At 40.9% G+C, this 24,322-nt stretch carries 16 protein-coding genes, 1 tRNA gene and 1 pseudogene; 15 read left to right on the top strand and 3 right to left on the bottom strand.

The window, feature by feature from the left end:
- Positions 1-7 precede the first annotated feature (7 nt).
- The 7 genes from V7K62_RS21560 to V7K62_RS21530 all read left to right on the top strand — a co-directional run bounded on the left by V7K62_RS21560 (position 8) and on the right by V7K62_RS21530 (position 5,903).
- Positions 8-1,114 carry a 3-oxoacyl-ACP synthase III family protein gene (locus tag V7K62_RS21560; RefSeq protein WP_334867630.1) on the top strand — a complete coding sequence of 369 codons (1,107 nt, stop codon included), beginning with the start codon at positions 8-10 and terminating at the stop codon, positions 1,112-1,114.
- A 30-nt stretch (positions 1,115-1,144) separates the two neighbouring features.
- Positions 1,145-1,897 (top strand): SDR family oxidoreductase, encoded by a 753-nt coding sequence (locus tag V7K62_RS21555; protein ID WP_334867628.1) that lies wholly within the window; start codon positions 1,145-1,147, stop codon positions 1,895-1,897.
- Between the two features lie 132 nt (positions 1,898-2,029).
- On the top strand, positions 2,030-2,707 hold the full coding sequence (locus V7K62_RS21550; RefSeq protein ID WP_334867626.1) for an SAM-dependent methyltransferase: 678 nt from the start codon (positions 2,030-2,032) through the stop codon (positions 2,705-2,707).
- 171 nt (positions 2,708-2,878) lie between these two features.
- Positions 2,879-3,319 (top strand): 2TM domain-containing protein, encoded by a 441-nt coding sequence (locus tag V7K62_RS21545; RefSeq protein ID WP_334867624.1) that lies wholly within the window; start codon positions 2,879-2,881, stop codon positions 3,317-3,319.
- Between the two features lie 308 nt (positions 3,320-3,627).
- The gene (gene accA / locus V7K62_RS21540; protein ID WP_334867622.1) at positions 3,628-4,608 is read left to right on the top strand and encodes an acetyl-CoA carboxylase carboxyl transferase subunit alpha; all 981 of its coding nucleotides are present in this window, start codon (positions 3,628-3,630) and stop codon (positions 4,606-4,608) included.
- A gap of 436 nt (positions 4,609-5,044) precedes the next feature.
- The gene (locus V7K62_RS21535) at positions 5,045-5,518 is read left to right on the top strand and encodes a hypothetical protein (RefSeq protein WP_334867620.1); all 474 of its coding nucleotides are present in this window, start codon (positions 5,045-5,047) and stop codon (positions 5,516-5,518) included.
- A gap of 136 nt (positions 5,519-5,654) precedes the next feature.
- On the top strand, positions 5,655-5,903 hold the full coding sequence (locus V7K62_RS21530) for a hypothetical protein (RefSeq protein WP_334867618.1): 249 nt from the start codon (positions 5,655-5,657) through the stop codon (positions 5,901-5,903).
- 277 nt (positions 5,904-6,180) lie between these two features.
- Here V7K62_RS21530 and V7K62_RS21525 read toward each other — a convergent pair whose 3' ends face one another.
- Together V7K62_RS21525 and V7K62_RS21520 are read right to left on the bottom strand one after the other, a co-directional pair.
- Positions 6,181-6,927 (bottom strand): Uma2 family endonuclease, encoded by a 747-nt coding sequence (locus V7K62_RS21525; RefSeq protein WP_334867616.1) that lies wholly within the window; start codon positions 6,925-6,927, stop codon positions 6,181-6,183.
- 64 nt (positions 6,928-6,991) lie between these two features.
- Complete coding sequence (locus tag V7K62_RS21520; protein ID WP_334867614.1) at positions 6,992-8,218, bottom strand: tetratricopeptide repeat protein; 1,227 nt, start codon at positions 8,216-8,218, stop codon at positions 6,992-6,994.
- A 274-nt stretch (positions 8,219-8,492) separates the two neighbouring features.
- On the opposite strand from V7K62_RS21520, the gene V7K62_RS21515 reads away from it, so the two are divergent.
- From V7K62_RS21515 to V7K62_RS21500, 4 genes are all read left to right on the top strand, one after another.
- Positions 8,493-9,707: an RNA-guided endonuclease InsQ/TnpB family protein gene (locus V7K62_RS21515; RefSeq protein ID WP_334867612.1), complete on the top strand. Its 1,215-nt coding sequence runs from the start codon at positions 8,493-8,495 to the stop codon at positions 9,705-9,707.
- Positions 9,708-10,021: 314 nt separating this feature from the next.
- Positions 10,022-10,612, top strand: a complete 591-nt coding sequence (locus V7K62_RS21510) for a chromophore lyase CpcT/CpeT (protein ID WP_334867610.1) — start codon at positions 10,022-10,024, stop codon at positions 10,610-10,612.
- Positions 10,613-10,793: 181 nt separating this feature from the next.
- Positions 10,794-10,864 (top strand) — tRNA-Cys (locus tag V7K62_RS21505).
- A gap of 233 nt (positions 10,865-11,097) precedes the next feature.
- Positions 11,098-12,336, top strand: coding sequence for a tyrosine-type recombinase/integrase (locus V7K62_RS21500; RefSeq protein ID WP_334867608.1), 1,239 nt, complete (start codon positions 11,098-11,100; stop codon positions 12,334-12,336).
- 138 nt (positions 12,337-12,474) lie between these two features.
- Here the strand turns inward: V7K62_RS21500 and V7K62_RS21495 are convergent.
- Positions 12,475-12,734, bottom strand: a pseudogene (locus tag V7K62_RS21495) (IS1634 family transposase); the annotation flags it as partial.
- Between the two features lie 326 nt (positions 12,735-13,060).
- Here V7K62_RS21495 and V7K62_RS21490 point away from each other — a divergent pair.
- From V7K62_RS21490 to cysC, 4 genes are all read left to right on the top strand, one after another.
- Entirely contained in the window at positions 13,061-13,417 is a 357-nt protein-coding gene (locus V7K62_RS21490; RefSeq protein WP_334867604.1) for a hypothetical protein, read from the top strand.
- A 476-nt stretch (positions 13,418-13,893) separates the two neighbouring features.
- A complete protein-coding gene (locus tag V7K62_RS21485) occupies positions 13,894-22,641 on the top strand; it encodes an amino acid adenylation domain-containing protein (RefSeq protein WP_334867602.1) in 8,748 nt (2,915 codons plus the stop codon).
- 219 nt (positions 22,642-22,860) lie between these two features.
- Complete coding sequence (locus tag V7K62_RS21480; protein ID WP_334867601.1) at positions 22,861-23,556, top strand: hypothetical protein; 696 nt, start codon at positions 22,861-22,863, stop codon at positions 23,554-23,556.
- A gap of 180 nt (positions 23,557-23,736) precedes the next feature.
- Complete coding sequence (gene cysC, locus V7K62_RS21475) at positions 23,737-24,318, top strand: adenylyl-sulfate kinase (RefSeq protein ID WP_334867599.1); 582 nt, start codon at positions 23,737-23,739, stop codon at positions 24,316-24,318.
- The last annotated feature ends 4 nt before the right edge of the window (positions 24,319-24,322 follow it).

Below are 24,322 nucleotides of genomic sequence, written 5' to 3'. Positions count from 1 at the left end.
GATCACTGTGTATCCCTCAGTCGGATTGCGATCGCTTGCTATCAGCCTTCCAAGTACTCTCCGCACAAATGATTATTACCACAAGAATTATCCTGAGTTAGTTGCAACTGCCCAACAACAAACCCTAGCTAAATTATTTTCATTCACCGAATCCATCCCTAGCAATGAATTCGATTCCGAGATGGAGCCTTATCTTCAAGATCCTTTTCGCGGCACTGTTCAACAATGGATACTCTCTCCAAAAGAATCAGACCTGATGCTAGAGTATCGTGCTGCCCAAGATGCTCTTGAAGCAGCCAAACTTTCTCCTGAAGACATCGATCTGATGATTGTTGCTTCAGTCTGGCCTGAACAAATCGGATTTGGTAATGCAACCTTCCTAGCTCGTGAACTTGGACTCAAAGGTGCTGCGTGGAATTTGGATGCAGCTAGTGGTGTGACTCCAGTAGCATTGCAAACTGCCTGTGCATTAGTCAGAGCCGGAGAGTATCGAAATATTCTAGTAGTGATTTCATGTACATACTCTCGCTTGTTTGCCAAAGACGATACTGTGTCATGGTTTGTCAGTGATGGAGCCGGAGCTTTTGTAGTCGGTTCACTGCCAAAAAACCAGGGAATTCTTGGAACTAAAACCATTCATACAGGTATATTGTCTGATATCTTAATTCCTGTTCTAGAAGTAGACCGCTACGGTAATCCAGGGCTATGTGTGCGAGTGAACGAGAGTGCAAGCAAACTTTTGCGTGATACTGCTGCTGATTTACTACGTACTTGTTGTGAGGGCGCTGTTGCTGCCGCTAATCTCACTTTAGATCAAATCGACTTTTTCCTATTTCATACACCAATGGCTTGGTTTGCGAGTTTTTGCTCTCGTATATTGGGTATTGATCCAAAACGCACACTTAATCTTTACCCTGAGTACGCAAATATTGGGCCAGTAATCACATTAGTCAATTTGTATCACGCTGCACAGTTAGGTAAAATTCGTGAAAACGATTTAGTCCTAGTATATGGATTTGGTGTGGGAGGTGTCGCCGCTGCTAATGTCATCCGCTGGAGTGACGTAGCACTAGCTCCCAGATCTCACCAGAAATCTGACTCAATAGTAAATTGATTTTTCATTCCTGTTGTCTTCGGAGGTTTTATGAAAGATCAATTAGATGGAAAAGTCGGATTAGTGACAGGAGCTTCATCAGGTATTGGTCGAGCCACAGCAATTGCATTTGCTCGTGCGGGAGCGAAGGTTGTAGTTGCTAGTCGCAGAAGTGTTGAGGGAGAGAACACTGTATACCAGATAAAGGAAATGGGAGGTGAAGCAATTTTTGTGCAGACAGACGTGTCAAAAGCCGATGAGGTAGATGCACTAGTCAATAAAACAGTAGATATTTATGGTAGTTTGGACTGTGTTTGTAACAATGCAGGATTGGGAGGAACATACAACCTGCTTGTTGATATGTCGGAAGAAAATTGGAACCATTTGGTTGATATAAATCTGAAAGGAACCTGGCTCTGTCTCAAGTACGAAATCAGCGCAATGCTTAAACAGGGTGGTGGTGCGATCGTAAATGTAGCTTCTGCTGCTAGCGTGGTTGGTTTGGCAGGGTATGCTGGCTACTGTGCTACAAAAGGTGGGATTGTTGCCCTTAGTCGAACTGCTGCACTGGAATATGCTGACAAAGGTATCCGAATTAATGTTATCAGTCCTAGTGGAGTTGAGACTGAAATGTTAGCAACTTTACCTCCAGACGTGCTTGCTAGATTTACAGCAATGCATCCTATGGGACGTATTGGGAAGCCAGAAGAAATTGCGGAAACTGTAGTTTGGTTGTGTTCGGATGCCTCCTCTTTTGTGATTGGACATAATTTATTGTGTGATGGCGGATACACCGCCCAATAATCTGTTTTACTTTAAAGTCTTGATGGATTTGCAGACGCGGCGATACGGGGACACGAAGGAGGGTTTGTATTAAGAATTTTGTGAAATGGTCTAATTTTATTCCTAAAACTTGATAGAAATACAACAAGAACTATGCTGAAAGACATTGCTGTGTGGGGACGTTCCACCACAGAATATATCCAAATGTTTGATCTCGTTGCAGCAGATTTAAAACTGAATATCCTTGACTGTGCTGCCGGGCCTGCAAGCTTTAATGCCGAAATGACACGGCAAGGCTTTAATGTCATTTCCTGCGATACTATCTACAATTTGACTGCAAATGAAATTGCTCATTGCATTCAAGAAGCTAATCAGCCAATTATGAATGTGCTACAAACAAACTCAGATAGTTTTGTGTGGCAGAAAATCCAGTCTCCATACCAGCTTCAAGAACTGAGAATGGCAGCAATGCAAACATTTCTGGAAGACTTTAGATTAGGAGTAGAAGAAAATCGTTACATTACAAGTGCATTGCCTAATTTACCATTTACTGATAGAAAATTTGATTTAGCTTTATGCTCTCACTTATTGTTCACTTATTCTCACTGTCTTTCTCAAGAGTTCCATTTAGCTTCGATTATGGAAATGTGTAGAGTAGCTAAACAGACACGAATTTTTCCACTATTAAGTACATCTGGGAAACTATCTTCACTTGTGCAACCTGTGATCAACGAGTTAAAAAAGCAAGGATACACAGTCGAAATTAAAGAAGTTGCCTATGAGTTTCAAAAGGGTGGTAACAAGCTACTACAAGTCTCAAGTCCTTTATAATGTTATTTGAGAGGTGAGGTGTACACTGATTTTATAGAACAGGTAGTAACTGCTCCACTTCATTAAGCTGAGATAAACTATTTCATGAATATTGTTGCCTCAAGCTAGGATTTCTCTGTAGGAAAGTTTGTCTAAGGTTAAATTATCAAGTTCCCCAGAGGTGAGGTTTTTATGACTTATGATTCGGAAGATATACAACAAATTCTCCAAATTGCACTTGCTCAAAAACAGGAAGGTGAATTTTCACATCAACAACTAATAGAAATGGCATCTGAGTTAAATATTTCTCCTCAGATATTGGAAAAAGCTGAACAACAATGGTTAAGTCAGCGTTCAGATCAACACCAACAACGAGCATTTAATAATGTTCGACGCCAAGGTTTTACGGCACATTTGATCTCTTTTTTAGCAGTGAATTCATTCCTGATTTTGTTAAATTTATTCACCAGCCCTAGTTATTTTTGGGCAATATTTCCATTACTAGGATGGGGTTTAGGTTTATTTTTTCATGGTTTGGGCATTTCGCAAAATGAAGGGAAAGCTTACGAGCAAGCCTTTCAAAAATGGTGTAGTCAACGTCTTCCAGGCAAAAATTTTGACCATCATAACTAAAAAGGTCTGAAGTTTAGAAGGATGAATAATTACAGGTATATGCCTTATCCATAGAGTCAAAAAAATGAGCTTTTTTCGATATTCATCCTCTCTGTCTATGGATTTTGCAATTTTATACTTTCCTTCATCCTTCGATTTATCTAAAAAATGTCCTATGTTATCGAAATTTTTCCTATTGATATTACACAATCTAAGCGTTAATATTAAATAGTGCAATTGATTAGCACCACTAGTTTAAATAAAAAGCCAAAATCAAAAAAAATAGGCTAATTAAAGCTTTTTGCTTACCTAAATTTAGATTTTTTGAGATGGTAACAACTAATCACAAACCATTCCTCTTAGATTTTGAAAAGCCCTTGTTGCAACTCAAGTCGCGGATTAATCAAATTCGGGAACTAGCAGCAGAAAATGGAGTAGATGTTTCCGCACAAATCTTACAATTGGAGTCTCGTACTCTGCAATTGTATCAGGAAACTTTTAGTAATCTTTCTCCAAGTGAACGATTACAACTTGCGCGTCATCCCCGTCGTCCCAATACACTTGATTACATTCAAGCGATCAGTGATGTATGGATAGAATTACATGGCGATCGCGGCGGCTTTGATGATCCAGCTATAGTTGCTGGGATAGGAAGACTGGATGGACGACCAGTAGTAATGGTGGGTCATCAGAAAGGTCGCGATACCAAAGACAACATTCTCCGAAATTTTGGCATGGCTCATCCTAGCGGCTACCGCAAAGCAATCCGATTAATGGAACATGCTAACCGTTTTGGTCTGCCAATATTGACTTTTATCGATACACCAGCCGCCTGGGCTGGAGTAGAAGCAGAACATCATGGTCAAGGAGAGGCGATCGCTTACAATTTACGAGAGATGTTTCGACTAGAAGTTCCGATTATTTGTACAGTTATCGGTGAAGGAGGCTCCGGTGGTGCTTTAGGTATTGGTGTCGCTGAACGTCTATTAATGTTTGAACATGCAGTTTACAGTGTTGCTCCCCCAGAAGCTTGTGCCGCTATCTTATGGAAAGATGCTAGTAAAGCTCCTCAAGCTGCTGCTGCTCTCAAAATGATGGCTTCGGATCTTAAAAGTTTAGGTATCATCGACCAGATACTGCCAGAACCTTTGGGTGGAACACATTCAAATCCGCTTGAGACAGCTAAAACTCTCAAGCAAGCCCTTTTGCATAACTTAGAGGAACTGAGTCGTCTGACAGGACAACAGCGCCGCGAACTACGATACGAAAAGTTTCGCCGTCTTGGGATCTTCTTAGAATCTTCTGACTAATTTTGTTCACCAAGTCTCACTTATAGCAGGGAACAGGGAATAGGGAACTCTTAACAGGCTTGAAAGTCTCTTGGTGTCAGTGTTTTCTGATTAGCTGATGTCCTAAGAGGTTGTTTGAAAAGTATTTATCTGTGATTTTAGGCATTTGTTGATCCCCCCTAACCCACGCCAGTCGCTCCACTTGGGGAGACCCCAAGACCGCGCTGGCTCCCCTTAAAAAGGGGGGAACTGGAATCAAAGTCCCCCAATTTATCGGGGGAACTGGAATCAAAGTCCCCCAATTTATCGGGGGATTTAGGGGGATCTAAAACGTTTTGCTACTAAGAAAAGGACTTTTCAAACATCCTCTAAGCTACCTGGCAACTGCTATAACTTAATTCAAAGTGACGAAGAGGACAAAAACCCTATCTTCAACTTAGGAACAGGAATAATATTTATGGAACTTAAAAGGTATCAAGACCTAAAACTATTGCGTAGCGAAGTATTACTAGCAGTAACGCTTACCTGCGGTTTTCTGCATCACATAGATCATATTCTCCGTGCTGACCGTAGTGGTTGGCCATTCATATCTGAAGTCACTCCATTTACCTTTAGCTTGTTAGTTTATCCACTTTTTATCAGCGTTTTTCTCACACGTTCATATCCCTGGTATCGAGTAGTAGCAATAACATTTGCTTACATTGCCACTCAAATGGGACACATCTTTATAGAAACTCCTGTCGATCAGTATTCTACATGGGCGCACGGAGTTAGCAATGTATCATATTCTTTCGGTAAAGCTAATCTATTAGGGATTAGTTCACCTGCGATGGGAATTTATGCTGTGGTTTTATCGCTTCTGCTTTCGGTTGCATTTATCCTGGCATTATTTGAATTAATTCGAGATGCTCGCTTAGGGACTGACAAATAAAAAATATCTAATAGCACTAGGGATAACTTGGGGGAAGAATTCGTGTACCGACAAAGGCGAATCAGTGTAGTTATCCGATAAATATTGCATTGAGCATCAGATTTCAATTTCCATTAACCAATCAAAGGATGTAATTATGTCTAATATGTCTAACAAAACTCTCCGAGTTACCATGCGCTGGATTCATATTGTTGGTGCAGGCTTTATCGGTACATATATCTATTCACCTTGGAACAGTAATTCTGCATTTACCGCACTGATGCAGTTCGTAACTATTCCAGTTCTCTCACTAACGGGTATCGTCATGTGGAAACAAGCCCTGCTGAAGAAACTGATTAAAGGCAAGTCAGATCAAACTAATATCAGGGTTACGAGTGATAGCTAGGAGTTTGTTAGCTATAGTAACAATAATTGGTTTAAACCCGAATCACCCCACCCCGCCAAAGCTATGCTTTGTCTCCCCTCCCCTTAGTAAGGGGAGGGGATTAAGGGGTTGGGTGCAATGACTGTGGGAATTATAACTAATTATGTGGACATGATATAACGACTGCGGCGATCGCAATCGGCTCTATAATTGCCAGAAAAAACACCGGTGAAATTTTTGAGTGATTGGGGTGAAGAATAATCAAATAAAGCAGCTACTCTCATCCGCCATATTAGTTCTACGTTTCTATCTCAGATACATTCAAACCTGTTAACCTCGCTACCTGTTCTACTGTCATTCCAGACTCAAGTAAGTTGCGTGCAGTTTGTAATAACTGCGATTCTGCCTTGTCTGCTCTTTGGCGTTCTTTTTCTTCAGGAGTTGGTAGTAATTGCCCTGCCAAAATTGCCCAGCGTAACCAAGTAGCATTAATACCTTTATAACTTCCCTGCCACAACTGCAATGCTAACCCTAAAGATTGACTCACCAACTGATTTTGAGCATTGACTGCAATAGGTTGATACGCTCCTTTTTCATTAGAGAAGCCAGCAAAATCATTAGGGTTAAAAGGGTTATACCAGAAATATTCTGGAACACGCATTTGATTTTGATAAATCAGCTTTTTTTCATTTTTGTCTGCTTCGGCTGTGCTGTCAGAAAGCAATTCAATAACTACATCTGGCGCTTTCCCCTCTTCCCAAACCACCCAACTGCGACGTTCTCCTTTAGGGACTCCCAACACGGCGAAAAAGTCTGGCCCTTTAAAGTCTTTGTTTCGCACCTGTGCCAGACTGCAATAAACAAACATATTACCGCCTATAAACCCATCCTCTCGTTCTTCCAACCAAGGTATTAGAGCATCTATCAGCAAATCCATCTGGGCTTTGTGCCGTGGACTTTCCATCGGGATACCGTCATCGTCGGGTAATTCTGCTTGGGTGGGTGGGAGTTGAATATCTGGTGCAGCTAGGGTAGTTTCTGACATAGCTTTTCACCTTTTGGGGAGGCGTGGCGGGTATTTTTATATTAAGCGATCGCAGAAATTTCAGTTAATTTGCTTTCGACAGTTTTTGAATTTGCCCAGTAAAGTATGCTTCCTCATGTTTAAGTTGTTGCGCCAGTTCTAACCCTTTTTGAAAAGCTGTTAGTGCTTGAGGAAATTCTTTACGTTCTAGATACAATTGCCCCATTTGGTCATAAGCTTGCATCATTCCGTAAAAGTTGGCGGCTTGCGCCTGTGTCTGCACAAGAATTTGGGTAGCCTGCAAAGCCTCGTCTGTTTGTCCTTGCGAACGATACAGCGCAATTAACTTCTGCAAAGCTTCTCCAGCCCGAACGTACTCCTTTAATTGCCAAGCAGTGGTATAAGCTTCTTGATAATTTTGAAAAGCTTCTAGTAGTAAGTTAGGATCTTTCTTGGCTAGAGATTCGTAATCTGAGGCGATCGCTAGCTTTAATTCTGGTATTTCAGTAAGATTATTTTCATTGACGTAAATTTCTGCTAATTTATTAAGTACATTCAATGACTGCTGTGGTTGGTTTGTCTGCTCGTAAATATAAGCCAGTCGTTGCAGATATGTTACCTCATTTACACGTTCGCCTTGAGAAGTCGCTAAACTCAACAATTCTTCGTAGATTGGCGCAGCTTTACGATAATCAAACCAACTCAAATGCAGTTCTCCAATTGTCTTGAGGGTTTCTACTACTGCTGTGGGATTTTTTTGCTGTCGCACCACTAGCAAAACTTGGTCGTAAGCTTCTATAGCTAGTTTAGACGATCGCACATTTTGGTAAGCTTGACCTAGCGAGCGCCATAATTCTAGATCAATTTGAGCAGTAATTTTCTGAGATTGGGCTTGCTTTTGAATTTCTTGCAATCGTTGCGTAATATATTGTACTTCTTGCCCGTCGTTTTGCTTCCAAGCGATCGCCCCAACTCCTGATAGTGCTTGCACCTCTGCTAATGAACCTAAAAAGCGCCGCAAGCGTAGTTCTCGGTTCCAAATTTCAAACGCCGCTTCCGGTTCACCTGCTTGTAGTTTTGCCGCAGCTTCTTGATTTAACCCATCCAACGCTGGTTCTAACTTTTGCCGTTCTTGGAGAGTTAACGGCTGTTTGTCTTTGAGCGAGCGTGGTAGCAGTGGATCGGGTGTGGTAATCTCTAGAGGGCTAGGAGGAAATTTATCCGGTGGTTTAGGCTGTTTACTCTCTGCCAGCGTTAAGGAATTGCTAAAGAGTATAGCGGTAGTAGCGATCGCAATTAAGTGCCTGAGCATGGGTACTTTACTTTGTGTTGAGTGAGTTACATGAGATAATTAGCAATTATCCCTATGCCCTATTATTGACCGAAAATTTGGGATTCAAGCCCCGCACTTTTAGGGCGGCTTTTTCTTAGATTTTAGATTTCTGATCAACTCTCTAAGCACGTCCGTCTTCGTTCTACCAACCGCATTGCAATACTCTTCTAGGATTTGAAACTCAAATTCTTCAATCCGAAAATCTAATCGTCTTTTCATTGCCACTTCCGGCTGATTGCTGTACAATAATAACATGAAAGCAAGATTTAAGTATCGCATTTATCCTACAGAACTACAGAAAAACGCCCTTTCCAAGTTGTTCGGGTGTGCAAGAACTGTGTGGAATGATGCGTTAGATTTTTGCATTAAATCTTTTAAAAAAGGAGAAAAATACTGCGGAGAAGCAGAACTTCAGAAACGGTTTATAACCCAAGCTAAAAAGACGGAAAATAGGAGATGGTTATCGGAAGTTTCAAATATTACTTTGCAACAATCTATCAGGGATTTAGGGCAAGCTTACCAGAACTTTTTCAAATCTTGCAAGGGACAAAGAAAGGGCAAAAAAATCCGGTTGCCAAGGTTTAAGAAACGCAAATCGGCTCAATCAGCTAAGTTTAGAATTGGTGGATTTAAAGTACATCAACATAATGTTTACTTAGCTAAGATAGGTAAACTAAAAATTGTTTGGAGTCGTCCGCTACCATCTGAACCATCAAGTGTCACTATTATTAAAGATTCTGCGGATAGGTATTTCTTAAGTTTGGTTGTAGAAATCAATACAGTTAAATTACCTGATCATGGTAATGCTGTAGGCATTGATTTAGGAATTAGGGATTTTGCGACTTTTAGTCATGGGGAAAAAGTCAAGGCTCCGAAACCCTTAAAGAAGCATCTTGAAAAGCTACGTTCTTTGCAGCGTAAACTATCCAAGAAACTAGTAGGGAGTAAAAGGCGTGAGGTAGCAAGAATTAAGGTCGCTAAATTACACGCAAAAATCTCTGATACTAGAACAGACTTTTTGCATAAATTATCAACTAAAGTTATCCGTGAAAACCAAACGATAGCATTAGAAGATTTGAACGTTAGCGGCATGGTTAAAAACCGTAAGCTTTCTCGTGCTATTTCTGATTTAGGTTGGCGTAGTTTTCGGACTATGCTTGAAGCTAAAGCAACAATGTATGGTAGGGATTTACGAGTAATTAATCGATGGGAACCAACATCTCAAAAGTGTTGTTGTTGTGGTGAAAAGGGCGGCAAAAAAGAACTTTCAGTTAGAGAGTGGACTTGCCTTTTTTGCGGTAAAGAACACGACCGAGATATTAATGCTTCAAAAAATATTTTAAAAGTCGCGGGCGGGCAGTCCGAGACTAAAAACGAACGTAGAGGAAGGCGTAAGACTACCGTTAAGGTAGCAGCATCCTGTGAAGCGTTAACCCCCTTCAAACCAGTTCAATTGAGCTTGTTTTAAGGAATCCCCGTTCCCTTCAGGGCGGGGAGGATGTCAATAACTATTCTCCAGCTTTACAAGGAAGTCAACCTGAAAGCTATGTGGCTTCATAGCACAGATCAAAGGCAGTGTGCGGATTTTGCCAAAATAAATGCCTAACAGTTAGGTACAAGATGTGAGCAGTTTAACTTGTACTGAAGCAGCCTAATTTTCTCCAGTCTGAGCATCTATTGGATATATAATTTAAAAATTGCGATCGCTACCAGGATTTTTGAGTCAGGGGAGTGTCAAAATAATCCTAGATAATATTTAAGCAACTAGTCGATCGTTTTGTAATGACTCATTCTACTGATATCGCCACTTTAGCCCGCTGGATGGCAGCTGACTTTAGCAACCAAGAACAAGCTTTTGAAAATCCGCCTTTTTATGCCCATATCCGCGTCTGTATCCGTCCCCTTCCCTTGGAGTTGTTCTCAGGGGTAAGTTTGTTTCTCGAACAAGCTTATGATTTTATGCTCAATCAACCCTACCGGATGCGGGTAATGAAGTTGATTCCGGCAGAAAACCACATTGCGATTGAACACTACACCGTTAAAGAAGAACAAAAATTTTACGGTGCATCTCGTCAACCAGAACGCCTCAAAGAGTTGTCTGTTGACCAATTGGAAAAAATGCCAGGTTGCAACATGGTTGTAGAGTGGACAGGTAATAGCTTTAAAGGCAGAGTTGAACCTGGTAAAGGCTGCATAGTTGTACGTGACGGCAAAAATACTTATCTGGATAACGAATTTGAGATTGACGCTAAAGAATTTTTCAGCCTTGACCGGGGAAGAGATTTAGACACCGATGAACGTCTCTGGGGTTCCATCGCCGGCCCATTTCACTTTGTCCGTTGGGGTAGTTTTGCCGATGAAGTAAAAGTGTAACAAGTGAGGAGTGAAAACTTATAACTTAGCGATCGCCTAAAGACTACCAAAAACATCCAGTTAACCTTACTATCTCTACCTCAGAATCCTATGCTATCATGGTTTAACTAGCGTTCTATGGCTACTGAATGGCTGCTAAGATACCTTAGCAACATTAAAGTAGTTCAGGGAATCTTGCTGTGGCGGCATAGCCAAGTGGTAAGGCAGAGGTCTGCAAAACCTCCACCCCCGGTTCAAATCCGGGTGCCGCCTTCAAATAAATACAAGCATTACAGGGCTTCTAAGCCCTTTTTTAATGCGAGCTATAGAGGTTGTTTCCAGAGGCTTCCGAGATTTTTGGGGTAATTTTGGGTAGTTTGGGGAAACAACTGGGGTAAAACTGGGGTAAATTAGAAGGATAAAGGTGTTTACCCCAATATAGATTTCTGGGGTAAAACTGGGGTAAATTAGAAGGATAAAGGTGTTTACCCCAGTTAACTAACCTTATGGAATCTCAAAAATCTCAAAGTATTACCCGTCGGGGTTCAGTGCAGATAAAGAACTCCAACGGCAGCCTCCAATTAGTTTTTTCTCATCCTATTATTACTCCGACTGGAGAGCTAAAAACCAAGCGTTTCTATCTTTCAACAAGGCACGACGATACACCTTTTGGAAGACATCAAGCATCGGCTTTGGCAACAAAAATCCAGAGGGATATTGACTATGGAGAGTTTGATGCCAGTTTAGTTAAGTACAAACCAGCAGCGTCATTAAGCACCGTTACCGCAATTACCCCGATTCCTGCTTCGGCTAACCCCCAACCAGACTTAGCAGAATTATGGGAAAAATACACTGAATTTAAAAAACCACAGATTAGTCCTTCTACTTACGCTGTTGACTATCGAAAATATCGCAATCACATCGCCAGTTTCCCAACTAAAACCTTGGATGATGCGATCGCAATTCGAGATTATCTCATTGCAAATCTCAGTGCTAATGCAGCTAAACGTACTTTAACAAACATAAATGCTTGTTGTGATTGGGCACTCAAGAGTCAGCTTATTAAATCAAATCCCTTCCAAGGTATGGCAAAAGATATTCAGATGCCGAAGTCAGAATCGGCAGAAAATGAAATCAATCCATTTACTAAGGAAGAACGGGACAGTATCATTCAAGCATTTGAGGAGAGTAAACTCTACAGCTACTATGCTCCTTTAGTAAAATTGTTATTTTTTACTGGGTGCAGGCCATCAGAGGCGATCGCTCTACAATGTAAGCATATCAGTGATAAATACATTACCTTTGAGCAAGCAATTACCATCAGTACTAAAGGGTTAGCTCTCAAAGATGGATTAAAAACCCAAAGCCAAAGACGTTTTCCGATTAATAATCAGCAACGTGAAATTTTAGACTCTATCAAACCTGAGAACTGTAACCCGGATGATTTTATCTTTAGAAGCAAGAAAGGCGGCATAGTAGACTTTGGAGATTTTCTCAATCATGCTTGGAAAGGTTACAAAAATCAGCGTGGTACACACATAGATGGAATCGTAACTCAACTTGTAAAACAGGGTGTAGTCAGCGAATATCGCAAACCCTACCAATGCAGACACACTTTTATTACTCTTTGCCTGGAAGCTGATATTGATGCAAAGGATGTAGGAAGGTGGGTTGGTAACTCTCCAGAGATTATTTACAAGTATTACGCAGGTAATAAACGTAACCTACAAGTGCCAGAGTTATAAATTTGTTGAATTCAAAGATAGGCGATCGCCTACAAAGCAATTGTGTCAATAAAAAAAATACGGCGATCTGATAAAAGTAGCTTTTGCAGAGAATACCACTATTTATGATCGCCTTGTTCATTAACTCTGCCATTAACTCTGCAAGGAATCGCCCATTAGTGTTTTTAAAGTTTCCAAACGCTTGGAAGCCCAGCCTTGGACGTGATTTAAACGATGATCCGCTTGCGATAGTGTGTTAACCAAATTACGGCTACGCTCCCCAAACTCTCACCTTGCCAATTTCCATGTGTCGGAAAGTGCTTATCGATTAACTTGCCTATACCCATCTGCTGTATTTGTGTCACAAGTACGGGTATATCATCGACTCGTTCGTTTGTAATTATGGGTTCAGTTGCCATAATTCCGAACGTATACCGATTTACTCATTTTTGGAAATATGTCTTTCGGTATACTTATTTTCCTAACTCCTAAAAAAATGAGCGAACCGGGAGTTATTATTTATTAACTGTCTTAACTGTCTTAACTGTCTTAACTGTCTTAACTGTCCATTTAAGTGACTTAAACTGCTATTGCATTTTATTGATAAACCTGAGATTATCTGTTTATTAAAATAAAATTGTGAAAAACAATAAAATAAAAAGACTTCTACTTTTCGTTAAGCTAAATAACTTTTATTGCCATTTAGAATGTTTAACTAGCAAAAAAAATTTTGAGGGTGATTAAAATGAACGAAATCGTTAAAAAGCTTGCTGGACTGGGATTTCCTGGCGTAATTCTCGTGATTCTAGCGGTTACATCAGGAGGTAGTTCCGCCGCCGTTGCAGCTACCCTTACAGCATTAGGGGGCCCGTTTGGTATCGTCGGAGGTATAGCCCTGCTTGGTCTAATAACTGTTGCAGGAGATGCCGTAGCCGGATATGGAATAGAAGCCATTCTCAAGGCTATCTATGAAGAGCGAAGCAAAACTGAATCCGTGACATTTCTCCTCAATGAAATTAAAGATTTACCAATTACAGAAGAGCTAAAACTCAAACTGAAAAACGAACTGAGACCAGAAAACAGTATAGCGGTTCTCGCTTAAGTGAGGTACAAGAACCCCACCCCCAACCCCCTAAGAGCAAGCGATGAGGGGACTATGATGTACCTTGTATGATCAGTAAACGCTATACTGATGCCCAAAAGGTTGAAATTCCAAAAGTAGTTTAAATCGTTGAGGAATAAATTATAACTTCTCAATAGGTAGGCGCTGGGAAAGAGCGGAGAGTTTTTATTAACTCTACTGTTACCTGATGTCAAACTACTGTTAATCAAAGAACAGTACAGTGATTGAAAAGTTTTTGGCATAAAAAAAAGGAATGCTGTTCGATGACACCTGCCGTTAGATATTAGAATTCATCGATCTGAAACCGTTAAATCGATGTTTTATCATGCAGATAAAAATATACATTAGATTCTTTTAATTCCTTATTTTAAGACTGATTGAGATGCTTTTACTATCGCCTAATTTCCTTTGATTTAGAAATAATTACTGAAAATCATTTTTATAAATACACAAGTATGAATAGACAAGATTTATTAAAACACATCTCTAAGCAGAAAATTGTTATTACAGCTACGTTTACAAGTGAACCAATTGAGGATTCCTTATCGTATTGGTTCCAAGAAATAGGAATTCTTTATTCAATAGAGTTTGCTCCTTACAATCAGGTATTTCAAGAACTTCTCAATCCAGTCAGCCTTCTGACTAACAATCAAAATGGAGTCAATGTAGCTTTAGTTAGGTTTGAGGATTGGGAAGAAACTAAGAATCGTCTGCAATTAACAGTTGACGATTATCTAAAAGAAGAAATTTTTGGCGATCGCTTACGCCACACCTTACCAAATCACTTAGAAATAGCTCACCTTAACCAGTACGAAACCGAGTATCTTTACCAAGAGATTTTTGGCGATCGCGTCTATTTAAAGCATGGAATTGTCTTCAATGAAGATGACTGTATAATTGATGTGGGAGCGAATATTGGTCTATTTACCTTATTTGCTCAACAAAAATCCCCAAAAGTGACTATTTATGCTTTTGAACCTGCACCTCACGCTTTTGACAAATTACAAACTAACGCCAAGCTTTACTGTCAAAACACCCATCTTTTTAACTGCGGTTTAGGTGGTGAACGCAAAGAAGAAACCTTCACTTTTTATCCTCGTTCCTCAGTTTTCTCAAGTTTTGCAGCTGATACAGAGCAAGATGAAAAAGCTATTCGCTCAGTCATTATTAATATGCTGCAACGCGATAATTCCCTCGATGAAGAGTCGTTAGAACGCCTGGCTGATGAATTTCTCAAGGATAGGCTTGAACGAGAAACTTATCAAGCTCAGTTGCGAACTCTTTCAGAAATTATCGAAGAATATAAGATTGAAAAAATTGATTTACTGAAACTAGATGCTGAAAAAAGCGAGTTAGCAATTCTCCAAGGAATTAAAGATCATCACTGGTCACTGATTAAACAAATAGTTATGGAGGTGCATGACCAAGAAGGCAGTACAATTAAACACGTCATGCAACTGCTTGAAAACAAAGGCTTTCAATTTGTTGTCGATGAAGAGTCTCTCCTGCACGGTTCTGGACTGTTTAATATCTACGCCACTCGCCCCAACCTGAAGCAAAGCTCAGTATCACAGCAATTTGAAAAAAATCCAGTCCAACTAGAGCAAACCGTTAAGGATTTTGGCAGTGCTTTGAAAACAGCAACAACGCGATCGCCAAATCCTTACTTGGTCTTTATCTGTCCTCCCTCTCCAACAACAGATGCAGCAGATAACACTTTACATGAGAGAATGCAGGAACTGTTAGCAGCTGATCTCAAAGATGTTAGTGGGATGTATCTGATAAAAAGTCAAGAATTGACCAGTACCTACCCAGTAGAGGAGTACTACGACCCTTACGGAGACGAACTCGGACACATTCCCTACACGCCAACCTTTTTTTGCACTTTGGGGACAATGCTGGCGCGGAAAATTTTTGCTTTGCAAAGCTCTCCTTATAAGGTTATTGCCCTTGATTGCGACCATACATTATGGAGTGGTATTTGTGGAGAGGATGGAGTTGGAGGAGTCAAAATCAATCCACCCTATAGAGCGCTCCAAGAATTTATCATCGCGCAGCAAGCAGCAGGAAAGTTGATTTGTTTGTGTAGCAAGAATGAACAAGAGGATGTATTTGCAGTCTTTGACCAACATCCAGATATGCTGATGGGTCGCCATCATCTCGTTAATTGGCGCATTAACTGGGAATCGAAATCGGAGAATCTGAAGTCTTTAGCTACCGAACTACAACTGAGTTTAGATAGCTTTATTTTCATTGATGACAATCCAATTGAGTGTGCTGAAGTTAGAGCAAACTGTCCAGAAGTGCTGACTTTACAACTTCCAGAACAACCCGATCGCATCCCGCAGTTTTTACAGCATATTTGGGCTTTCGACCAACTCCAAACCACCCAAGAAGACCAACAAAGAACTAATCTCTATCAACAGAATGTCCAGCGCCAGCGTTTGCAACAGGATTCTTTTTCTTTTAGTGATTTCCTCGCCCAACTGAACTTAGAAATAGAGATTTCCCCGATGCAAAGCGAGCAACTTTCGCGGGTTACTCAACTTACCCAACGCACCAATCAGTTTAACCTGACAACAATCCGCCGGTCTGAGGCTGAAATTCAACAACTTTGTAATTCAGAAAAATTAGAATGTCGGGTGGTCAAAGTTAAAGACCGCTTTGGAGATTATGGTTTAGTCGGTCTGCTGTTGTTTGAAGTTCAAGAAAATGCGCTAGTTGTAGACACCTTTTTACTCAGTTGTCGGGTACTTGGTCGGGGTGTGGAGCATAGAATGCTGTCCTATTTAGGAACTCTTGCTCAACAAAGAGGATTAGGACGAGTCGAGCTTTTCTATATACCTACCAAGAAGAATCAGCCAGCCTGGGATTTTCTTACTAGTATTGGTAGACAATTTCAGCAAGAGAAAGATGGTGGTTGGTTATTCGAGTTTCCATCTCAAACCGCATCCGAAAGTAGATTACTACTCATATCCGATATAGATGCAGTAGATAGTCAGTCTGATGGGAGCTTAGTAGAAACAGCCTCGTCAGAAGGAGATAAAATACTTATATCCGATATAGATGCAGTAGATAATCAGTCTGATGGGAGCTTAGTAGAAACAGCCTCGTCAGAAGGCAACAAAGTACTCATATTCGATATAGATACAGTAGATGGTCAGTCCGATCGAAAAGCGAAATTCGGATCTGATAGATCGGCAAAAATAGCCTCTTTTGCAGACTTTTTTGAGCGCATTGCTCGGAATCTATATAGTCCCGAACTCATTCTCAAAGAGATTGCATCTCGACAACAGCGCCAACGTTCTCAGTTAGATATAGAATTTGTTGCTCCTCGCAATCCTATAGAGAAGGCGATCGCACATTTGTTTGCAGAAGCCCTCAAACTAGACAGAGTGGGTATTGATGATAACTTCTTTGAACTAGGCGGCGATTCGATTCGGGGAGCGATTCTGATTAATAAACTGCAAGCGCAATTAAACGAGATTATTCATTTTGTTGTTTTATTTGATACTAAAACAGTTGCTCAACTAGCAGCTTACATAGAAGAAAACTACCCACAAGCAGTAGCACAACTGGTTGGTAAGGAAATAAATTCAACTATTGACATACCACAAGAGCGAATCGGTGAAGCTAAAGTTTTGCAAATGCGATCATTGATTTCTCCTCTTACTCCCCCAATAGATGACGACGCAATCAAAAACCCGCCAGCTATATTTATTCTCTCGCCTCATCGTAGTGGCTCTACCTTACTGCGCGTCATTCTAGGGGGAAATCCCCAATTGTTTGCGCCTCCAGAATTGGAACTGCTGACATTTAATACACTTAGTGAACGAAAAGCAGCATTTTCTGGACGTTACAGCTTTTGGATGGAAGGGACGATTCGCACAATCATGCAAATTCGGGGGTGTAGTCCAGAAGAAGCGATCGCACTTATGGAAGAATTAGAAGCGAAAAATCTCACTACAAAGCAGTTTTACCAACTTATACAGCAATGGCTGGGCGATCAAATCTTGGTAGACAAGACCCCCTCCTACTCCATAGATTTAGAAACCCTAAAACGGGCGGAAATAAACTTCCAAAACCCACTCTACATCCATCTTGTGCGTCATCCTTATGCAACGATGCGCTCCTATGAAGAAGCTAGAGTAGAGCAAACATTTCCATATCAACATCCCTTCAATAGGCGAGAACTCGCTGAACTCGTTTGGCTAATTAGTCATCAAAATATTCTCGAATTCTTGCAACAAGTTCCCCAAGAACGCCAGTATCAAGTCAAATTTGAAGACATCGTTAGCCAGCCACAAACCACTGTAGAAAGCTTATGCCAATTTTTAGGGGTGGAATTCCATCCTGATATGCTGCAACCATACAAAGAGAAAAAGCAGCGCATGACAGATGGAATTTATGCCCAGTCTAGAATGGTGGGGGATGTAAAATTTCACGAACATCAGGGCATTAATGCTAGCACCGCAGATAGTTGGAAGCAATACTACAACACTGACTTTTTAAGTGATGTGGCTTGGCAAGTAGCAGAGTCTTTAGGATATCAAAGAAATAACCGTGCTATTGGGAAAGTTCGTCGGGCAAATCAAACAGAATCTCAGACATTCCCTCTTTCTTTCGCCCAACAACGCCTATGGGTTTTGGCACAATTGGAGCCGGACAGTCCTTTCTACAATATGTTTAAAGCTGTTCGTCTTAAGGGACGTGTGAATGTAGAAATTTTAGAACGCAGTCTCAACGAAATTATCCGCCGTCACGAAGTTCTACGCACCACCTTTAATGCTGTGGCGGGAACGCCTGTACAAATAATTGCTCCCCACGCAACCATGAAACTCTCGGTTGTAGACTTGCAACAATTGTCAGGACAAGAACAGTCAGAACAATTGCAACTTTTAGCAACTCAAGAGCAATTACAACCCTTTGACCTTACCAAAGGACTGTTGCTACGAGTCACTCTGGTACAACTTAAGTCAGAGTCTTATGCTTTGTTATTGACCATGCACCACATCATCGGTGATGGCTGGTCAATGGGAGTATTAATCAAAGAATTATCGAGTTTGTATCGAGGCTTTTTGACTGGCGAACCTTCTCCACTTCCAGAATTACCGATTCAATATGCAGATTTTACAATTTGGCAACGCCAATGGTTACAAAAAGGAACGCTCCTCCAAACCCAAATCAATTACTGGAAGCAACAGTTAGCAGCCGCACCACCTCTTTTGGAACTACCTACAGATAGACCTCGTTCCTCTGTGCAAACTTTCCGGGGTTGGTGTTTTTCCTTCCAGCTAGATGCAAAACTGACCGCATCGCTGAAAGAACTCAGCCACAAGTCAGGAACCACCTTATTTATGACCTTGATGGCGGCTTATGCGACTCTACTATTCCGTTATAGTGGTCAAGAAGATATTCTGTTAGGAACACCGATCGCTAGCCGTAACCAGCAAGACATAGAAGGGTTAATTGGCTTTTTTGTCAACACATTGGTGATGCGAACTCGACTAGAAGGTAATCCCAGTTTCTCAAAGCTACTAACGCAAGTACGTTCTACTTGCATGGATGCCTACGCCAACCAAGACGTTCCTTTTGAGCAGATTGTCGAAGCTTTGCAAATAGAGCGCAGTCTCAGCCACAGCCCTCTATTTCAGGTGATGTTTGCCTTGCAGAATGCCTCAATGGAAGAATTAGAAACGCCTGATTTAGCCATAGCTCCTCTACATCTAGATAACGTTAACGCTAAGTTTGACCTCACCTTACAAATGTGGGAAAACACAGATGAAGGAAACTCCCTGCAAGGGTTTTGGCAATATAACAGCGATTTGTTTGATGAAGATAGAATCGCTCGCATGAGCAGTCATTTCCAGACATTATTGGCGGGAATAGTGGCGAATCCGCAAGAATCGGTAGGTAGATTACCATTGCTAACTGAGCGTGAACGTCATCAATTGCTAGTGGAATGGAATGATACTCACATACCATATCCCGATACAAAATGTATCCATCAAGTGTTTGAGGAACAGGTAGAACAAAACAGTAATGCGATCGCACTGGTGTATGAGGACGAGTCTCTAACATATCGAGAGTTAAACGATCGCGCCAATCAATTAGCGCACTATCTACAAAGCTTGGGAGTCAAAAAAGAAGTATTGGTAGGGATTTGCGTCGAGCGATCGCCACAGATGATTATCGCAATGCTGGCAATTCTCAAAGCAGGTGGTGCTTACCTTCCTTTAGACTCTAGCTATCCTGAAGAGCGCTTGGCTTATATGCTGAATGATTCTCAGGTATCAATACTACTGACTCAAGAACAGTTAAAAGTGCAGATACCGGAAACTAGCGCTAAAGTTGTATTTTTAGATACTTGCTGGCAAGAGCTACTTAGCAAATATAGTCAGGAAAACCTCACCAATGAGGCATCAAGTCAAAATCTAGCTTATGTAATTTATACCTCTGGTTCTACAGGAAAACCGAAAGGTATAACTGTTACTCATCAAGCTGTGAATCGGTTAGTTTGTAACACTAACTACGTAGAGTTAACAGATCATCACCGAATTGCTCAAGCCTCTAATGCAGCTTTTGACGCTGCTACCTTTGAAATTTGGGGAGCTTTGCTGCATGGAGCTAGGCTAGTAAGTATTACTAAAGAAGTCTTGCTCTCGCCGCCACAACTAGCTACACAACTGCAAGAGCAGCAGATTGACTTTTTGTTCGTCACAACAGCGTTATTCAACCAGTTGGTAAGTCAAGTACCGGGAATCTTTAAAAATCTCCAAACTGTTCTATTTGGTGGAGAAGCGGTAGAACCAAACTGGGTGAGAACATTACTACAAAATCACCCTCCAAAGCGACTGCTTCACGTTTATGGGCCAACAGAAAATACTACTTTCTCTTCCTGGTATTTAGTGCAGGAAGTTCCAGAAGGCGCAACAAACTTACCAATTGGGCAACCAATTGGTAATACACAAATCTATATTCTGGATCGTCATCTCCAACCTGTACCGATTGGTGTTCCTGGCGAACTATGTATTGGTGGTGATGGTTTAGCCAGAGGTTATCTTAACCGCCCAGATTTAACTGAGGCCAAGTTTATTCCAAATCCGTTTGAGGAGGCACAATTAACTTCTAACAAAAAGTTGTACAAAACAGGAGACTTAGCACGTTACCTACCTGACGGAAATATTGAGTTTATTGGTCGCATTGATAACCAAGTGAAAATCCGTGGCTTCCGCATCGAACTTGCAGAAATTGAGGTTGTTTTAACTCAACATTCTCAGGTAGGAGATGCCATTGTGATTACTAGGGAAGACAAGCCTGGTGTTAAGAGTTTGGCGGCTTACGTTGTTTCAGAAGGAAAACAGCCCACTAGTACCGAGTTGCGCCTGTTCCTCAAGCAAAAGCTTCCCGACTATATGATACCTGCATCCTTCACAGTTCTAGAGGCTTTTCCCATTACGTCCAATGGTAAAGTAGACCGCCGTGCTTTACCAGTACCAGAGTTCGAGTTTAATGACTCAATCGGCTTTGTCTCCCCCCGCACTCATACTGAAAAAATCTTGCTAAAAATTTGGCAGGATGTTTTATTATTAAAACAAGTTTGTATTCATGACAACTTTTTTGAATTGGGCGGGGATTCCATTATTGGAATCCAAATTGTCGCCAGAGCTAATCAAGCTGGATTAAAACTAACTCCAAAACAGCTATTCCAGCATCAAACCATCGCTGAGTTAGCTGCTGTAGCCGTGACAACTACCTCCAATGAGGCAGAACAGGGCTTAGTTAAGGGCATTGTTCCCCTAACACCGATTCAGCATTGGTTCTTTGAGCGTAATTTACCCGAACCCGATCACTTTAACCAATCTTTCCTGCTAGAAGTTCCGCCAAATATCCAAGCGGAATTACTAGAGCAGGCATTACAAAAGCTGGTGTACCATCATGACGCTTTACGGCTGCGGTTTGTGCAGCAAGAAGCGCAATGGCAACAGTACAACAGTGATGTGTGCGATGCAGTATCGTTGGTGATAGCTGATTTATCCAACCTGACTCAAGTAGAACAATCAAAAGCAATTGAGTTAAAGGCAGATGAAATACAGCGATCGCTAAATATAGCAGATGGGCCGCTACTACGGGTCGTTCTATTTAACTTAGGCAAATCTTCCCCTGGACGCTTGCTCATCGTCATCCATCACTTAGCTGTCGATGGGATTTCCTGGCGGATTTTGCTGGAAGATTTATCTGGAGCATACAAACAATTAGATAGTGGGAACAACATCCAACTTCCTGCAAAAACAACTTCCTTCAAAGATTGGGCAATTCGATTACAGGATTATGCAGGTACTCAAGAACTGCACTCAGAGCTAGACTACTGGCTGCACTCAAGGTCGTTCGCAGTTGCTCCTTTACCGTTGGATTCTCCTGCTATTGCGTCAGAAAACACTGTCGGTTCAAGTCAGATTGTCTCTATATCCCTGAATGCAGAACAGACTCGCACTCTGTTGCAGGATGTCCCAGTCGCCTATAACACCCAAATTAACGATGTACTCTTGACTGCATTAGTGCAAAGTTTTGCTGGATGGACAGGCTATGACTCTCTACTAATTGAATTAGAAGGTCACGGGCGGGAGGACTTGTTTGAGGATGTAGACTTGTCCCGCACAGTAGGCTGGTTTACCAGTTTATTCCCCGTTTGCTTAAAACTTGGAGGTCTTCACCATCCTGGCGAGGCTCTCAAGTCGGTTAAGGAGCAACTGCGACGCATCCCCAACCGAGGTATTGGCTATGGCATCCTGCGGTATCTGAGCATGGATGCAACCATAAACAAGCAACTTGAGCTACTCCCTCAAGCTCAAGTGAGTTTTAATTACTTGGGCCAATTCGACCAAACGCACCTAGCACCCCTTGGCTGGAAATATGCTCAAGAGTCTAGCGGTTCTATTCACAGCCTCAAAGGACAGCGCCACCATTTGTTGAATGTGAATGGATTAGTCATTGAAGGCAGATTGCAACTGGAGTGGAAATATAGCGCAGCTTTCCATTACCAAGCTACTGTAGAAAACTTGGCTAAAAACTATCTGAAAGTCTTAGAAGCTATTATCGACCACTGTATATCAAAAGAAGCAGGAGGCTATACTCCTTCAGATTTCCCTGAAGTTGGTTTAAGCCAAGAAGCGTTGGACGAACTGCTAGCAGAAATTGAATGAAGTCGTTCACAAGTCATCTCTATCAAGATAAAACTTGCCCTCACTTTGTCCATTGTTTTAAGTTTTCCACACCAAACTTATTTATTGTTTATGACAATCTCGAAAGCGACACTCACAACCACGCGTAATCCAGGGATTTTGGTTAATAAATTTGCTTCCAAAATCTCTTGCATTTCTTATCAGAGTATGCGTCGGTCTAGCAGAGTATTGAGAGAGTTTATGCTTTATTATTTTCCAATTTATAATCTCTCAATGAATGACTTTTTTCGCTTTTATCCCATCTTAGGTTTTATTGAAGCTCTGGTTTATCAAACCGATGATGAAGTTGAAAAAATTCAAGGTGAAGGCTATGCGACACTCCAACATTCTCCTTGGCAATCCAAACAAGAAATTATCTTGGCTGTTTTAGAAGAGTACGATATCAAGCATTCTAAAGTTGAATTTTATATGGAGAAACTGGGAGAGTACTTTGAATTAGAAACCCAGATTTTAGCCAGTTCTCATGTTACTCACGAAATGATTAAAAAAGCGGCTGAATTACGCTCTTCTGACTATCGAGTATTGCATTGTACTTTGCTCAAAATGTTAGGTCTAAATTACCAACAAGAAGAGTTAAATGAAGAATTGAAATTGATGTGGCCTCTCGAAGTTGTCAATGACATTGAAGACGATTTGATGTTTTACTCAGACGATGTAGCCGCTAAACATTATAATACATACAGAATGTTTGTAAAAGTTTACGGAGAGAAAGCTCCTTATTATATAAAAAAAGAGTTAGAATTTTATGAAAGTCTGTTTTATAAACAGTTAAGAAGATTTTCAGAAATTAAACGAGAATCTTTCAGCAAACCTTGGAATGCTTATCGTCTAGACCATCCAGTACCAGTCATTCCCGAACCGATTTTAGAAGATTAATATTTTAAGTATTGCTAATAACCAATTGTTAGTTATTAATTGACATCTGCCATTGGTTATTAGCAGCTTATTAACTAAGCGAAACTAAATACATAAAAGGAATCAAGTTATGTATTCAAATAGCAATTCGCAAATCCTGGCAACCTACAGTACATTGTTTAGTAAAAGCGTAAGGGTAGGATGGTGGATAAACAGCGTGGTGTAACAATATGGTTAACTGGTTTGAGTGGTGCTGGCAAAACCACCATCTGCCAATTTTTGGAAACAGAACTGCGATCGCAAGGTTATAAAATTGAGGTACTAGACGGTGATGTAGTTCGCCAAAACTTAAGTCAGGGGTTAACTTTCAGCAAAAAGGATCGAGACGAAAATATTCGGCGAATTGGTTTTGTAGCTCACCTGCTAACTAGAAATAATGTTATTGTACTGGTTTCAGTCATATCGCCATATCGGGCAATCCGACAAGAAGTTAAAGAGCGCATTGGAGATTTTATTGAAGTATACGTCAATGCACCATTAGAAGTTTGTGAACAGCGAGATGTCAAAGGTTTATATAAAAAAGCTAGAGCTGGTGAAATCAAGAATTTCACTGGAATTGATGATTTATATGAAGTACCTCTGAAACCTGATGTTGAATGCAAAACTAATGAAGAAACTATTGCCCAAAGCGCAAATAAAATTTTAAATAAGCTAAAAAAGTTAGGATACACCAATTATCTATCGATGCCACAATTTCAAAATAATTACTCGCAGATATCATGAAAAG

This window comes from Nostoc sp., from assembly GCF_036917935.1.
Classification (GTDB): Bacteria; Cyanobacteriota; Cyanobacteriia; order Cyanobacteriales; family Nostocaceae; genus Nostoc.
This window is presented reverse-complemented; position numbering and strand designations above follow the sequence as displayed.